The sequence below is a fragment of the Nonomuraea sp. NPDC050451 genome, assembly GCF_044458585.1.
On sequence record NZ_JBITHZ010000037.1, the window covers coordinates 67301 to 80792 of the forward strand.

Consider the following 13492-nt stretch of genomic DNA (forward strand, 5'->3'; position numbering starts at 1 on the left):
AGACAAGACGGCGGGGTCAGATGTGACCGATGCGGGCGAGCTTCTCCGGATTCACTAGCCTCCTGAACGTCGTGATCCGCCCGTCGGCGATCTCCACGGTGTCGAGCCAGACCAGCTCGCCGCCGTGGTAGGTCGCCAGGGCCGGGTGCCCGTTCACCTCGATGACCTCGAACGCCTCGGGCCGCCTGAGCTCGATCTGCCTGACCGCGAGCAGCGCGATCCGCTCGGCGCCCCGGACCGGCCTGCGCGCCGCGGTCGCCTTGCCGCCGCCGTCGGCGACGTACACGGCCTCGGGGTGCAGCAGCTCGACGAGCCCGGCTATGTCACCCACGTCGGCGGCCGCCTTGAACGCCTTGAGCACGCGTTCGGTCTCGGCCCTGGACGCCCGGGGCCGCTCCTGGACCGCGGCGACCCGCGCCCGCGCGCGGGAGGCGAGCTTGCGGCCGGCGGCGGGCGTGCTGTCGAGCACCTCGGCGATCCGGGCGAACGGGAAGTCGAAGACGTCGTGCAGCACCAGCGCGACGCGTTCAGCTGGGGTGAGCGTCTCCATGACCACCAACATCGCGGTGCTCACCGACTCGTCCATGAGCACCCGGGCGGCGGCGTCGGGCCCGGTCAGCAGCGGTTCGGGCAGCCAGGGCCCGACGTAGGACTCGCGCCGGACGCGCGCCGACTGCAGCACGTTGTAGGACGTCCGGGCGGCCACGGTCACCAGCCAGGCCCGCAGATCCCGCACCTCGGACAGGTCGGCGGCGACGGCGCGCAACCAGACCTCCTGCGTCACGTCTTCGGCCTCGGTCACGGTGCCGAGGATCCGGTAGGCCGCCCCGAAGACCGCGGAGCGATGCGACTCCCACTCGGCCTGTGCCAACGCGCCGGTCATCTCCGCCTCCTCTGGAAGAGCGATCGACCCCCGATCCTAGGCAAACCATCTCAGACCACCCGAACGGCGGGGTCAGGACTCGTACGGACGCCGTTCATCGGGGTGGCGGCCGGGTCGGCGGGCTGATGCCGAGCCATGAAGATCCTTGGGGCGGGACTCGTCTGCTTGGTCATGCTCGTGGCGTGCACACCCGCCTCTGAAGATCGGACAGCACAGGACGGCCGAGCGCGGGTCGCCAGGTGGGACCGGATGGAGCCCGACGGCATGCAACCGGCCAGGTCCCTGGAGGACGTGGCCGCGACCGGCCCTGATGACGGGTGGGCGGTCGGATACCACTACGCGGGGGCCGAGGACGGGCCCGTTCCCGCGTGCCGCCATATGCCGCGTCCCGCTAAACGCCCCCTGCGCACGGTCGCACGCCGTCGCACGCCGTCGCACGTGGGCCATAGTCGGACGCGCGCCGAGGCTGGGCGGCCCCGTGTTTCGGAGGCCAACGGATGGGCCTCGGGCGTGACGTGCGGTCTACGGCCCCGAAGGGTCAGTAGACCAGCGCCTGGGCGCCTTCCCTGACCACTTCCTCGACGAACGCCGGCGCACCCGCGATGCGGACCCCGTCAATGAGATCGTCCACCGTGATGTTTCTCCGGGCCGCGCACTGGGTGCAGAGTGTCACGCGCCCTGCCGCCAGTACGGCGTCGAGGAGGTCGACGAGCGGTGCGGCATGCGGCAGGCTGAACTCCTTGGCTCTGCCCGGCAGCGCGAACCACGACGCCTCGCCGGTCAGCCACAGGGAAACGGGCACACCACTCGCGAGCGCGGCGGCCGCGACATTGAACGCCTGGTTGCACCGCTCCGGGGCATCTGCCCCAGCGGTCACCTTGATCACCAGTGATCGTTCCATATCCGTCACCCTAACGCCCCCCAACTCCCGACGAAGGACTCCAATCGAATACACCAGCCCCGCGCAGGAAACACCTCCCCTTGACCGAAGAGGCGCCACGAAGGGCACCGCCCCAGGGGCTCCCGCAGGGGACGCCAGGGGATACCGCCGCATGGGCTCCCGCCAGGGGCTCTTGCAAGGGATATGGAGGGACGCCGTCTTACGGGACGCGCAAGGGAGGCTGGGGGATATCGCCCCACGGGCTCCCATGGGATGCCGCAAGGGACGCCGAAGGACACCGCCCCGCGGGCTCCCGTGCGGGATGCCGCAAAGTAACGCCGAAGGGCACCGGCCACGGGCTCCCGCGGGGATGCCGAAGACACTGCCCCACGGGTTTCCGGAGGGGTGCCGAAGGAGGAGTATGCGGGTCGAGGCTGAGTTGAAGGCTGTCGTGCGGGATCCCGCTGGCGTACGGGCCGCGTTGCGGGAGCGGGGGCCGGAGACGGTCAACGTTTACCGCGATGTGTACTACGACACTCCCGATCTTCAGTACTCCCGGGATGGGAGGGAGATCCGGGTGAGGGTGGTGGACGGTGGTGTGGTGAGCCTGCTCACGTTCAAGGATTCCAGCGTCGAGCCGGTCAGCGGGTCCAAGCCTGAGTACGAGACCGGCGTCGAGGACCCGGTGGCGATGGAGGCTGTGCTGCGCAAGCTTGGGCTGGAGGAAGTGATCCGGTACGAGAAGCGGTGTAGGAACTACCGGATTTTGAAGTCGGGGCTTTCTTTGCTGGCCACGCTTGTGACCATCCCTGAACTGGACGGTACGTTCCTTGAAGTCGAGGCAGTGGTCGAGCCCGACGCGGTGCCCGGCGCTTTGCGGGTGATCGGGCAGCTGATGGCGGAAGTCGGCATCGGCCGCGATGATCTCACCACCGAGCTGTACACCGAGGCTGTACGGCGAGCCAGGAGCACTACGCTTGGGGAGCATGGAAGAACCTGAGGTGCACCCCGACCTGGAGCCCATCGCGTTCCTGCTCGGCCGGTGGGAAGGCGCCGGCGTGGGCGGCTACCCGACGATCGAGAGCTTCAACTTCGGGCAGGAGATCGAGTTCGGGCACAACGGGAAGCCGTTCCTGAGCTACGTGAGCCGCACCTGGCTGCTCGACCAGGACGGAAACCGGGTCAAGCCGCTGGCCACCGAGTCGGGATACTGGCGCGTGCAGCCCGACAGGCAGATCGAGGTGGTGCTCGCCCACCCGACCGGGATCGTCGAGATCTACATCGGCGAGGTCGTCTTCCACAAGATCGAGCTGCGGACGGACGTCGTGGCCCGTACCGCCTCCGCCAAGGAGTACACGGCGGGGCACCGGCTGTACGGGTTGGTCAACGGCAACCTGATGTGGGCGTACGAGATGGCGGCCGTGGGGCACCCGCTCACGGACCATATGTCGGCGGAGCTGAAGAAGGTAGCTTGAGCCGATATGAGCACGCCTTTCACCGCTGACGCCGTCGAGGCGATCAAGCGCCACATGAATGACGACCACGCCGAGGACTCGCTGATCATCGTGCGGGCGCTCGGCGGCCGGCCTGACGCCACCTCGGCGGTGACGAGTGACGTGGATGCCGAGGCGATCGAGTTCACGATCGATGGTGGGGAGCGGGTGAGGGTGCCCTGGGGGGAGACGCTCACCGAGCGGGCCCAGGTGCGTACGGCTGTGGTGCAGCTCTATCGGGACGCGTGCGAGAAGCTCGGCATCGCGGCGCGGGGTGAGCACTGAACAGGCGCTTGTGCCGGCGTCTGTTCTTGGTCCCGCGCCCGTTCTTTGCTTCGCGTCTGGTGTTCGCCCCGCGTCTGATCTTCGTCCCGCGCCTGGCGCTCCGCCTCGCGTCCGATCTAGGCCCCGCGCCGGCTCTTCGTGGCGTAGTGATTCCGATGGCGTAGCGGTCTCGATGGCGGCATATCGGTGGCTGGGATGTTGGTGGCCGGGTGAGCGACCCAGATTGTGTTCTTGGGGCCGGTGGTCGGCCATTGCACCGAAGCGTCAGGCGTCGCTTTCGCTGAGCGGCGCGTTCGTGCGTCCGTCGCCGCCCGTGCAACGGCTCGGTTCCGCAACGTGAACATGAAGAAGGGCCCCGGGCCAACTCCACCTGCTCGGCAGGTGGGCCGGATGGACCATGGTCGGGATCAGGATCCCGCCCTCCGGCTACCAGGGGCCCCGGTGGTTGCCTCGTATTCGCATACGTCACGAGACAACAGTCCGCGACTTAGCGGACAACCACCTCGCTAGCCCAACTATGATTCACCATTGTTTGGACCACCTCCTTTCCGCGTACCAAAGACGCTATGCGCTCGTGCTCAAAAGGGGCAAGTGAATATCCCCGGGCCGTACACTCAGGGCATGACGGAGACGCAGTGGCATGAGGAACTCCGCGCCAAGGGCTACCGGGTCACCCCGCAGCGCCAGCTCGTCCTTGAGGCGGTCAAGACGTTGGAGCACGCCACGCCCGAGGAGATCTGCGTCAAGGTCCGCGAGACCGCGCGCGGCGTGAACATCTCCACGGTCTACCGGACGCTGGAGCTGCTCGAAGAGCTCGGCATGGTGACCCACACGCATCTGGGGCACGGTGCGCCGACGTACCACCTGGCCGCTGAGGCCGATCACGTGCATCTGGTGTGCCGGGGGTGCGACGAGGTGTTCGAGGTACGGCCCGAGCTGGCGGATGGGCTGGTCAAGGGGCTGGACGAGGAGATGGGGTTCGTCGCGGACGTGCACCATCTGACCGTCTTCGGCCGGTGCAGCAACTGCCGATAGGCGGGCGGGAGGACGGCCGCCTGCGGGCGTTGCCGTGACTGCCGGGAGCGGTGACTGCCGGGAGTTGGGGCGGTGGGTGTTCGCGGGTGTTGGGCGACTGCCGTAGGTCGGTGGGCGGTCGTGACTGGGCGTTGGGCGGCTGCTGTAGGTACGCAAGTTGCCGTGTCCGGGGTCGGGCGGCTGCTGTAGGTACGTAAGTAAGTGGTCGTGTCCTGGGTTTTTGGGCGTTGACTGCTGTAGGTACGCGAGTGCGTGTCCGGGGTGTTGGGCGGCTGGTGCTGTAGGTACGCGGGTGGTCGTGCCCGAGTGGTGAACGGTTGCCATGGGTATGTGAGTGGTTGCTTTCGGTTGCCGGGCGGCTGTCGTAGGTGGGCGAGTGGTTCCTCTCAGGTTCGGCGGGTGGGTGGTCGCTTCCGGGGTTGGCGGATGGGTGGGTCTTTTCGGGCGTTGGCGTATGTGCCGATAGCCTGGAGGGCATGCGTAGCCCTCTGCTCGATCTCCCCGGTGCCGTCGCGGCCGATGGGCCGGATTCCGACGTTGCCGCGCACTACGGCGATCTTTTCGCCGAGCAGCGCGCGCTGGCCAAGGGTGAGGCGGTCGTCGACCGCAGCAACCGTGAGGTCGTCCGCATCTCCGGCGTCGACCGGCTGAAATGGCTCAACGACCTGACCTCGCAGAAGCTCGACACGTTGCAGCCGGGCGAGTGGACTCAGACGCTCGATCTCGACCTGCAGGGCCACGTGCTGCACCACCTGACGCTCGTCGACGACGGCGAGAGCCTGCTGGCGCACGTAGAGCCGGGCACCGCGCAGAGCCTGATCGACTATCTCGACCGGATGCGGTTCATGCTGCGGGTCGAGGTGTCGCGGGCCGACGACCTGGCCGTGCTGTCCACGGCCACGGAGGACTTCCTGGTGCCGCGCGACGAGCTGCCCGACCACCTGGGCAAGCCGCTGGCGGGGCTCTGGGCGTACGAGGCGCTGCGGATCGAGGCGCACCGGCCGCGGCTGGGGTTCGACACCGACCACAAGACGATTCCCCACGAGGTGGGATGGATCGGTGCGGCCGTACACCTGAGCAAGGGGTGCTACCGCGGCCAGGAGACGGTCGCCCGGGTGCACAATCTCGGGCACCCGCCGCGCCGCCTGGTGTTCCTGCACCTCGACGGCAGTGTCGACACGCTGCCGGCGCACGGTGATCCGGTGATCTTCGAGAGCCAGGAGATCGGGGTGGTCGGGTCGGCCGCCCGGCACCACGAGCTCGGGCCGATCGCGCTGGCGGTCGTCAAGCGTACGGTGCCGGTGGACGCGCCGCTGCTGGCCGGTGGGGTGGCCGCCGCGCAGGAGGTCATCGTGCCGCCGGACGCGGGGCGCAACGTCTCCATCGACCCGGCCCTTCGGCGTCGCATCCGCTGACCTTCCGCGTCCCGGTGGCCGCCTCTTTGTACGCGTGCCAGGCGTGAGTGCCGTGTGCGCCTGGCAGAGAGGACGGCCCCCAAGGGCGGTCAGAAGTCGAGGACGAGGGTGATCGGGCCGTCGTTGACGAGCGACACCTTCATGTCGGCGCCGAAGACGCCCGTCTCCACGTGCGCCCCCAACTCCCGCAGCTCCTCCACCAAAGCCTCCACCAGCGGCTCCGCGACCGGCCCAGGGGCGGCCGCCTGCCATGTGGGCCGCCGTCCCTTGCGGGCGTCCCCGTACAGGGTGAACTGGCTGATCACCAGGAGCGGCGCCGACACGTCCGAGCAGGACTTCTCGCCGTGCAGGATGCGCAGGCCCCAGAGCTTGGCGGCGAGTTTCGCGGCCTCGGCCCGGGTGTCCGTGTGGGTGACGCCCACCAGCACCAGCAGGCCGGGCTCGTCGATGGCCCCGACTGTCTGACCGTCGACCACCACCGACGCCGAACTCACTCTCTGTACCACTGCTCGCATGGCACCCCATTCTGGCCCACGAAGGAACCAGACAGGGCCCACGTAGGAGCCAGGCAGCGACCACGAAGGAGCCAGGCAGGGGCCAGGAAGAACGGTCCGTAGACTCAAGCCGAAAGGGGAAGCGAAATGTCGATGATTGTGGAAGTTGTCCGATCCGGGTTCGTGGAGTCCACGCATCAGGCTCGCATGCTGACCGTGGACGCGGAAGGACGCCCGGTCGAGGCGAAGGGCGCGGTGCATGTTCCCGCGTCGCCACGGTCGTCGATGAAGCCGCTCCAAGCGCTCGGCATGCTCCGCTCCGGGCTCGGGCTGGAGGGTGAGCTGCTGGCGCTGGCCTGCGCCTCGCACTCGGGCGAGCCGTTCCACGTGGACGGCGTCAGGAAGATCCTGGCGGGCGCGGGGCTGGAGGAGTCGGCGCTGCTGTGCCCCGAGGACTACCCGTTCGACCGGAATGTCACGGAACGCGGCCGCGTCTACATGAACTGCTCGGGCAAGCACGCCGCCATGCTGGCCACCTGCGTGCTGAACGACTGGCCCACCGAGTCCTACCTCGAGCCCAAGCACCCGCTCCAGCGGGCGATCCGCGAGACCGTGGAGGACCTGACGGGGGAGCGGGTGGCGGCATCCGGGGTGGACGGGTGCGGGGCGCCGCTGTTCTTCGTGTCGATGCTGGGCGTGACGAAGGCGTTCAGGGCGTTCCCGATGTCGTCCCCCGACTCGTACGAGCGCAAGATCTTCGACGCGATGAGCACCTACCCCGAGTGGACCTCGGGCACCGACCGCCCCGAGGCCAAGCTGATGCGCGCGCTGCCCGGGCTGATGCTGAAGGCGGGGGCGGAGGCGTTCGACGCGTTCGTGTTCGAGGACGGGCGCGCGGGCACCGTCAAGATCGAGGACGGGTCGCAGCGCGCCCGCGTCCCCGTCACGGTCGCGGCCCTGCGCTCGCTCGGCCTGGACGCGCCCGAGCTGGCCGAGCTGGCCGCCCCGCAGGTGTTCGGCGGCGGCCGGCCCGTAGGTGAGCTCCGGTTCCGTTAGCGGGCGGGGGTTGGTGGGGGAGCTCCGGTTCCGTCAACCGGTGGGTGAGCTCCGGTTCCGTCAGAGGGTGCGGAACTGGCGGGTGGCGGAGATGGCGCCCGAGGTCGTCGTGGTGAACGTCCGCATCGACCCGGCGAACTTGGACAGGTCCCACTCCGCCGGCCCGTGGTACCAGTACAGGTTGTCGGACTGGTGGCCGTTCCCCGTGACCGAGGCCACCACCCGCGACCAGTGCTCCACCCCGTCGAAGATCACCGCATAGGGCAGATACCGGGAGAACAGCTCCACCCGATGCTGCTCCGGCACGTCCCCCAGCTCGCCGGAGAACAGGTACTGCCGGAAGCCCATCGTGTGCGCCAGCGCCGCCGAGCCCTTGGCCGTCTTGGCCGGCATGTACTGCCCGCCGACGGCCAGCGCGCCGCCCGCGATGATGACGGCCAGACCCAGCAGCCCGTACGTGGTGAACCAGGCCAGCCCCGCCGTGGCCAGCAAGCCGACCGCGATGAGCACCACGCCGATCGTCGTCCACCTGGTGCGCTCGGTGTCGGGCCGGCGGGCGAACCAGCCCTGCTTGACCACGTCGGCGTACAGGGCGTCGCGCACCTTGCCCAGGTGGGCCGCGAACGAGCCGGACAGCTGCGACAGCAGCACCGCGTCCCGCCCGTCGAAGATGGCGTCGTACAGGGCCCGCTCGTACGGCAGCAGCGCGTTGACCGGCGCGTTCGGCAGCCTGACCAGCATCCAGTCGGGCGCGTCGTACGTCTGGCGCGGCTGCTCGTCGATCCGCAGGTAGCCGCGGACCGCGAGGTCCACGATCGTCGCGGTCACGTCGACCACGTCGGCCTGTTCGTCCACCAAGGTGCCGATCTGGCCGGGCCGTACCCCGTCGGGCGGGGAGAAGTGGCCGTTCTGCACCGGATCGACCGGGCCCTGCGCGTGGCCAGCGACCCGGGCGTCACGGCCGCGCGTCCAGTAGAGCAGGGCGACGCCGCCGAGCAGGAGCACCAGCAGGCCGGCCAGGGCGCCGCCGGTGACGGTGTTCAGGGTGAACGCCGAGGCCAGCGAGAAGCGCTTCTCCAGGATGGGGGTGCCGGAGCTGGACCCCTTGGGGTAGCCGACGACCACGGTCAGGGCCTGGCCGAGGGCGATGTTGTCCTGCTCGAAGTCGGCCTCGGTGGCCGAGTGGTCCATGGAGGCCGACGTGCAGCCGATGGCCGAGGTCAGCTCGCCGGCGAAGCAGGACAGGTTCTGGACCTGCCCGGGGCCGTTCACCTTGACCGTCGCCTTGGCGACCTGCTGGCTCCAGCCGTTCACCGCGAACCAGCGCAGCTCCTCGACACCGCCCGAGGTGGTCACCGCCCCCTTGACGTCGTACTCGACCGTTCCATCGCCCTTCACGGTGAGCACGTCGCCGGCGAGGGTGCCGCCCTTGACGTTCGAGATCTGGTAGACGCGGTCGTTGCCGTCGTCGTACCGCGTCCGGGTGATGAACGTCCGCTTGAGCTCACCCGACGCCCCGCTGATCTTCTCGACCACGTGCAGGGTGCCGTTCTTGCCGAGGGTCAGCGTCACCTCGTCCGTGATCCCGGCGCCCGCTGCGTGCGCGGGTGCGGCGGTCAACGTCAGAGCGGTGGCCCCGAGTGCGACCATCGTGAGTCTGATACCCATGGCGGCAAATCGTATCGGTTCGTGACTGTCAGTCCAGCGTGATGCTGGTTGCCGCCCGCTGAACGCTTTCGGGCGAGGCGCCCTGGCCGGGGTTCTCGAGGGCGAGCGCCTGGTTCTGCGCGACGTACGGGCGCATGCGCTCCTCGTACCGGTCGAAGGCCGCGATCGGGTCCCGGCCGAGCTCCTGCGCCAGCACGTACGCCCCCACCAACGCCAGGCTGGTGCCCTGCCCCGACAGCGGCGAGGCGCAGTAGCCCGCGTCCCCGAGCAGCGCGACCCGGCCCTTCGACCAGCGCTCCATCCTGACCTGGGCCATGGCGTCGAAGTAGAAGTCGTCGGCCTTCCACATGGCCTCCAGCAGCTTGGGCACCTCCCAGCGCAGCCCCGAGCAGCGCTCCTGGATCAGGCGCTTCTGCTGCTCGATGTCGCGGTGGTCGTAGTCGATGGGGTCCGCGCCGAAGCCCAGGTTGACCCGCATCACGGTGGCGTCCCGGTCGCTGAAGAGGGCGCCTCCCGTGTCGCCCTCGCGGAACCAGGTCTGCCAGTGGTCCAGGCCGAGGAAGTTGTCGGCGGTGAAGATGGAGACGTACATGCCGAGGTGGTTGAGGAACTGCGCCTCAGGGCCGAAGGTGAGTTTGCGCACGTTGGAGTGCAGGCCGTCGGCGCCGAACACGTAGTCGTAGCGCCCCCGGCCGCCGCTCTCGAACGTCACGTCCACGCCGTCGGCGTCCTGGTCGAGGGCGGCGATCGAGTCGCCGTACACGTACTCGGCGCCCGAGGCCGAGGTGAGGATGGCGGTCAGGTCGTCGCGCATGATCTCGATGTCCGGGCTGTCGAACCGGCCGCCGCTGACCGTCTCCTCGTAGCTGCGCATGAGCTCGTTGCCGTCGCCGTCCACCATGGACATGCCGCGCATGGTCGTCCGCAGGGCCCTGATCTGCTCGATGACGCCCATCTTCGCGACCACGTCCAGCGCGGCGCCCCTGATGTCGATGGCCTGACCGCCCTTGCGCGGGGCCGGGGCCCGCTCGACGAGCGTGGTCTCGTACCCGTGCCGCCGCAGCCAGTACGCCAGGACGGGGCCGCCGACGCTCGCACCCGAGATGAGCACCTTCATGATCTGCTCCTTGCCGCAAAGGTTGACGTTGTACGCTGAATGTACGCAGTACAGACAGCAGCTCGCAAGCGTATGATGGCAAGATCTGTACTAGTACAGGAGGACCGGATGGCAGCGCCCTACGCCGAGATCGTCGCCGACATCAAGCGCCGCATAGCCGACGGCCGGCTCCGTCCCGGAGACCGCGTCCCGTCCACCAGGCAGCTCGCCAGGGACCGGGGAGTCGCCCTGGCCACCGCAGCCAAAGCGCTCGCGCTCCTGGCCCAGGAGGGCGTCGTGGTCGCCGAGCCGCGCGTGGGGACGATCGTGGCGGAGCCGCGCGGGGGCAGGGCGGCGGCCCGGCGGCCGGATATTTCAGGAAATGAGGTGACGCGGGAGCGCATCGTGCGGGCCGCCGTCGAGATCGCCGACGCCGAGGGCCTGTCCGAGCTGACCATGCGCGGCCTCGCCGACCGGCTCGGCATGGCCACCATGTCCCTCTACCGCCACGTGGGCGGCAAGGACGATCTGGTCCTGCTGATGGTCGAAGCCGTCATCGACGAGTTCCCGCTGCCCGAGGAGCCCCCGGACGGCTGGCGGGCCAGGCTGGAGGTGTCGGCCCGCCTCCAGTGGGCCGGCTACCGCGCGCACCCGTGGATGGCCGGCGTCACCTCGCTGACCAGGCCACTGCCCTCGGCCAGCCTGCTCAGGCACACGGAGTGGGTCATGGCCGCGCTGGCGGGCACGAAGCTCGACGCCACGGCCAAGATGCACGTGCACACCCTCGTCTACAGCTACGTGCAGGGCATCGCCGCCAACCTCGAGCTGGAGCGGCAGGCCCAGGCCGCCACGGGGCTCAGCGCCGACGAGTTCATGGCCGGGCAGGAGGAGCACCTGCACTGGGTGGCCGAGTCCAACGAATATCGCGCCTTCGCCGCGGTCGTGACCGAACTGGACGGCGACTTCGACCTCGACCTGGACCGGCTCTTCGAGTTCGGGCTCGGCCCGCTGCTCGACGGCCTCACCAAGGTGATCGACTAGCCGGAGATCTGGATGCGCAGCCGGCGGAAGCCGCGGCCCTTGCTCTCGATCTTGGCCACCTTGATGTGGCCGATCTGCTTGGTGGAGGCCACGTGGGTGCCGCCGTCGGCCTGCGTGTCGAGGCCCACGATGTCGACGATCCGCACGTCCTGGACGGTCTCCGGGACCAGGTTGGTGGCCGTGCGGATGATGTCGGGGATCTCGAACGCCTCCTTGCGCGGCAGGACGCGTACGTCGATGCGCCGGTCGGCGGCGATCTCGGCGTTGCAGGCGTCCTCGACGGCCTCCTTGAACCCGGCGGGCACCTCGGGCAGGTTGAAGTCCATCCGCGCGCTGAGCTCGTCCATGTTGCCGCCGGTGACGAGGCAGCCGTAGTCCCTGAACACCACCCCGCACAGCACGTGGAGCCCCGAGTGCGTACGCATGAGGGCCGAGCGCCGCTCGTCGGCCACCGCCGCCTGGACCACGGTGCCCACCGGCGGGATCGGGTCGCCCTCGGCCGGGATCAGCTGGAGGTCGTCGCCCTTGCGCACCCCCACGACGCGGGTCTCGACGCCCTGCCAGATCAGCACTCCGTGATCCGCCGGCTGGCCGCCGCCACCCGGGTAGAACGCCGACCTGTCCAGCACGATCCCCTCGGGCGTCGCGTCCAGCACGACGGCCTCGAAGTCGCGGAGAACCTGGTCGGACAGTTCGAGCCGCTGCGTGCGTCCGTGGAGGTCGTAGGTCATGTCGGCAGCCTACGCCCGGGTCGGATCACCAGGGGCCGTAGGGACCGTTGTTGCCCCGTCCGCCCATGCCCTTGACGGCCGGCTTGACGTCCACGATGTAGATCGTGGCGGCGATGGCCGCCAGGATCGAGAAGAAGCCCAGGGCGCCCAGGCCGATGAACTCGATGCCGCCGACGATGAGGAAGGCGGTGAAGTAGCTCCAGGCCCCGCCCACCGAGAACAGCGTCGCCAGCGCCAGGATCAGCAGCCAGATGTTCTTCTTCAGCTTGCCCGCCGAGACGAAGGCGCCGGTCGGCACCCGCACCGCGTGCACGAGCGCGTAGGCCGACATGCCGAAGATGACGGCGGCGAGCACCAGGAAGAGGAGATTGAGGACACTGTTGATCAAATTCATGTTGTTGGCTCCGCACCACGCCGCAATGAAATCGGCTTCAGCCTAATAGGCGACCCTGACAGACGGGCACCCCAAAGCGGAAAGCCCGCCTCCCTCGGGAGGCGGGCTTTCCGTCAAATCAGGCCTTGGCCTTGGTGGTGCGGGGCTTCCTGGCCGGCGTGGCGGGCTTGGCGGCCTGCGACACCTCTTCGAGCTCCAGCGCCACGTCGCCGCTCGTCTTGCTGACGACCCGGCGGCCGCGCGTGGCGAAGTCCTCGTAGGCCTCGGTGGCCCTGTTGGTGAGCTGGTCGGCGTACCCGCGGGCCTTCTCCGGGAACTCCTTGGCGAAGCTCTCGGCCTTGCCGGCGTAGACGCGGGCCATCTCGGGGAGGTCCTTGGTCAGCTCGGTGCGGCGCGACTGCAGCTTCTGCAGCTGCTCGGGCAGCTCGCGGAGCTTCTCGACCGCGAAGTCGCCGACACCCGCGACAGCGTAGAACGGCTTGGACTCCGTAAGCTTCTTGACCTCGGTTGCGAGCGTCATGGGTTAACCTTCCTTGGTTTCCTGGGTGACGTTGCCGTTGCCGGAGGTCGCCGTATAGGGCTCAAGAGCGGCGAGAAACTCCTCTGGCAGCGGTTCGTCGTCCGATCCGGAGTCGCGTCGAGGATGAGCATTCTGGGAGGTCTGCTCGTCTTCGGCGCGCTTCTCCTTGCGGAACGACTCATAGATATCAATCAGCACCTGGCGTTGCCGTTCGGTGAGGTGCGTGTCGGCCCTGATCGCCGTGATGACGTCACTTGGCGGCTCGCGGTCCTCGATGAGGCCCGCCTGCACGTAGAGCGCCTGCGAGGAGATGCGCAGACCCTTGGCGATCTGGTTGAGGATCTCCGCGCTCGGCTTGCGCAGCCCGCGCTCGATCTGGCTCAGGTAGGGGTTGGAGACCCCTGCCGCCGCCGCGAGCTGGCGCAGCGAGATCTTCGCCTGCTGCCGCTGCTCGCGGATGTATTCACCGATCGAGCCGACCTTGGGTAGTGCCATGCCCCA

The 13492-nt window shown here is 68.9% G+C and carries 16 protein-coding genes; 7 read left to right on the forward strand and 9 right to left on the reverse strand.

The annotated features are described in order from the left end of the window. Positions 1–16: 16 nt before the first annotated feature. Both sigJ and ACIBI9_RS54930 read right to left on the reverse strand, forming a co-directional pair. Positions 17–883 carry an RNA polymerase sigma factor SigJ gene (gene sigJ, locus ACIBI9_RS54925; RefSeq protein ID WP_397235415.1) on the reverse strand — a complete coding sequence of 289 codons (867 nt, stop codon included), beginning with the start codon at positions 881–883 and terminating at the stop codon, positions 17–19. Between the two features lie 538 nt (positions 884–1421). Then, positions 1422–1784 (reverse strand): DsrE family protein, encoded by a 363-nt coding sequence (locus ACIBI9_RS54930; protein WP_397235416.1) that lies wholly within the window; start codon positions 1782–1784, stop codon positions 1422–1424. A gap of 400 nt (positions 1785–2184) precedes the next feature. Between ACIBI9_RS54930 and ACIBI9_RS54935 the strand changes: the two genes are divergently transcribed. From ACIBI9_RS54935 to ACIBI9_RS54955, 5 genes are all read left to right on the forward strand, one after another. Continuing rightward, positions 2185–2763: a class IV adenylate cyclase gene (locus tag ACIBI9_RS54935; RefSeq protein WP_397235417.1), complete on the forward strand. Its 579-nt coding sequence runs from the start codon at positions 2185–2187 to the stop codon at positions 2761–2763. Beyond that, positions 2750–3238 (forward strand): FABP family protein, encoded by a 489-nt coding sequence (locus ACIBI9_RS54940; RefSeq protein ID WP_394506437.1) that lies wholly within the window; start codon positions 2750–2752, stop codon positions 3236–3238. The genes ACIBI9_RS54935 and ACIBI9_RS54940 overlap by 14 nt, the downstream gene beginning before the upstream one ends. Positions 3239–3244: 6 nt before the next feature. Then, positions 3245–3541, forward strand: coding sequence for a DUF2470 domain-containing protein (locus ACIBI9_RS54945; RefSeq protein WP_397235418.1), 297 nt, complete (start codon positions 3245–3247; stop codon positions 3539–3541). A 621-nt stretch (positions 3542–4162) separates the two neighbouring features. Then, the gene (locus ACIBI9_RS54950; protein WP_397235419.1) at positions 4163–4576 is read left to right on the forward strand and encodes a Fur family transcriptional regulator; all 414 of its coding nucleotides are present in this window, start codon (positions 4163–4165) and stop codon (positions 4574–4576) included. Between the two features lie 476 nt (positions 4577–5052). Continuing rightward, positions 5053–5991 (forward strand): YgfZ/GcvT domain-containing protein, encoded by a 939-nt coding sequence (locus tag ACIBI9_RS54955; protein ID WP_397235420.1) that lies wholly within the window; start codon positions 5053–5055, stop codon positions 5989–5991. 89 nt (positions 5992–6080) lie between these two features. Here the strand turns inward: ACIBI9_RS54955 and dtd are convergent, their stop codons facing one another. Further along, positions 6081–6506: a D-aminoacyl-tRNA deacylase gene (gene dtd / locus ACIBI9_RS54960; RefSeq protein ID WP_397235421.1), complete on the reverse strand. Its 426-nt coding sequence runs from the start codon at positions 6504–6506 to the stop codon at positions 6081–6083. Positions 6507–6632: 126 nt separating this feature from the next. On the opposite strand from dtd, the gene ACIBI9_RS54965 reads away from it, so the two are divergent. Further along, positions 6633–7541, forward strand: coding sequence for an asparaginase (locus ACIBI9_RS54965; RefSeq protein ID WP_397235422.1), 909 nt, complete (start codon positions 6633–6635; stop codon positions 7539–7541). Positions 7542–7601: 60 nt separating this feature from the next. Here ACIBI9_RS54965 and ACIBI9_RS54970 read toward each other — a convergent pair whose 3' ends face one another. Continuing rightward, positions 7602–9209, reverse strand: coding sequence for a DUF2207 domain-containing protein (locus tag ACIBI9_RS54970; RefSeq protein ID WP_397235423.1), 1608 nt, complete (start codon positions 9207–9209; stop codon positions 7602–7604). 28 nt (positions 9210–9237) lie between these two features. Further along, positions 9238–10326 (reverse strand): FAD-dependent monooxygenase, encoded by a 1089-nt coding sequence (locus ACIBI9_RS54975; protein ID WP_397235424.1) that lies wholly within the window; start codon positions 10324–10326, stop codon positions 9238–9240. 108 nt (positions 10327–10434) lie between these two features. Between ACIBI9_RS54975 and ACIBI9_RS54980 the strand changes: the two genes are divergently transcribed. Next, complete coding sequence (locus ACIBI9_RS54980; RefSeq protein WP_397235425.1) at positions 10435–11346, forward strand: TetR/AcrR family transcriptional regulator C-terminal domain-containing protein; 912 nt, start codon at positions 10435–10437, stop codon at positions 11344–11346. Here ACIBI9_RS54980 and ACIBI9_RS54985 read toward each other — a convergent pair. The 4 genes from ACIBI9_RS54985 to ACIBI9_RS55000 form a co-directional block, all read right to left on the reverse strand. Further along, positions 11343–12077, reverse strand: coding sequence for an alanyl-tRNA editing protein (locus tag ACIBI9_RS54985; protein ID WP_397235426.1), 735 nt, complete (start codon positions 12075–12077; stop codon positions 11343–11345). The two genes, ACIBI9_RS54980 and ACIBI9_RS54985, sit on opposite strands and share 4 nt — an antisense overlap. A gap of 25 nt (positions 12078–12102) precedes the next feature. After that, positions 12103–12471: a DUF2516 family protein gene (locus ACIBI9_RS54990; protein ID WP_397235427.1), complete on the reverse strand. Its 369-nt coding sequence runs from the start codon at positions 12469–12471 to the stop codon at positions 12103–12105. Positions 12472–12589: 118 nt separating this feature from the next. Next, positions 12590–12991, reverse strand: coding sequence for a hypothetical protein (locus tag ACIBI9_RS54995; RefSeq protein ID WP_397235428.1), 402 nt, complete (start codon positions 12989–12991; stop codon positions 12590–12592). Positions 12992–12994: 3 nt separating this feature from the next. After that, positions 12995–13486, reverse strand: a complete 492-nt coding sequence (locus tag ACIBI9_RS55000; RefSeq protein ID WP_394506456.1) for a helix-turn-helix domain-containing protein — start codon at positions 13484–13486, stop codon at positions 12995–12997. Positions 13487–13492 lie beyond the last annotated feature (6 nt).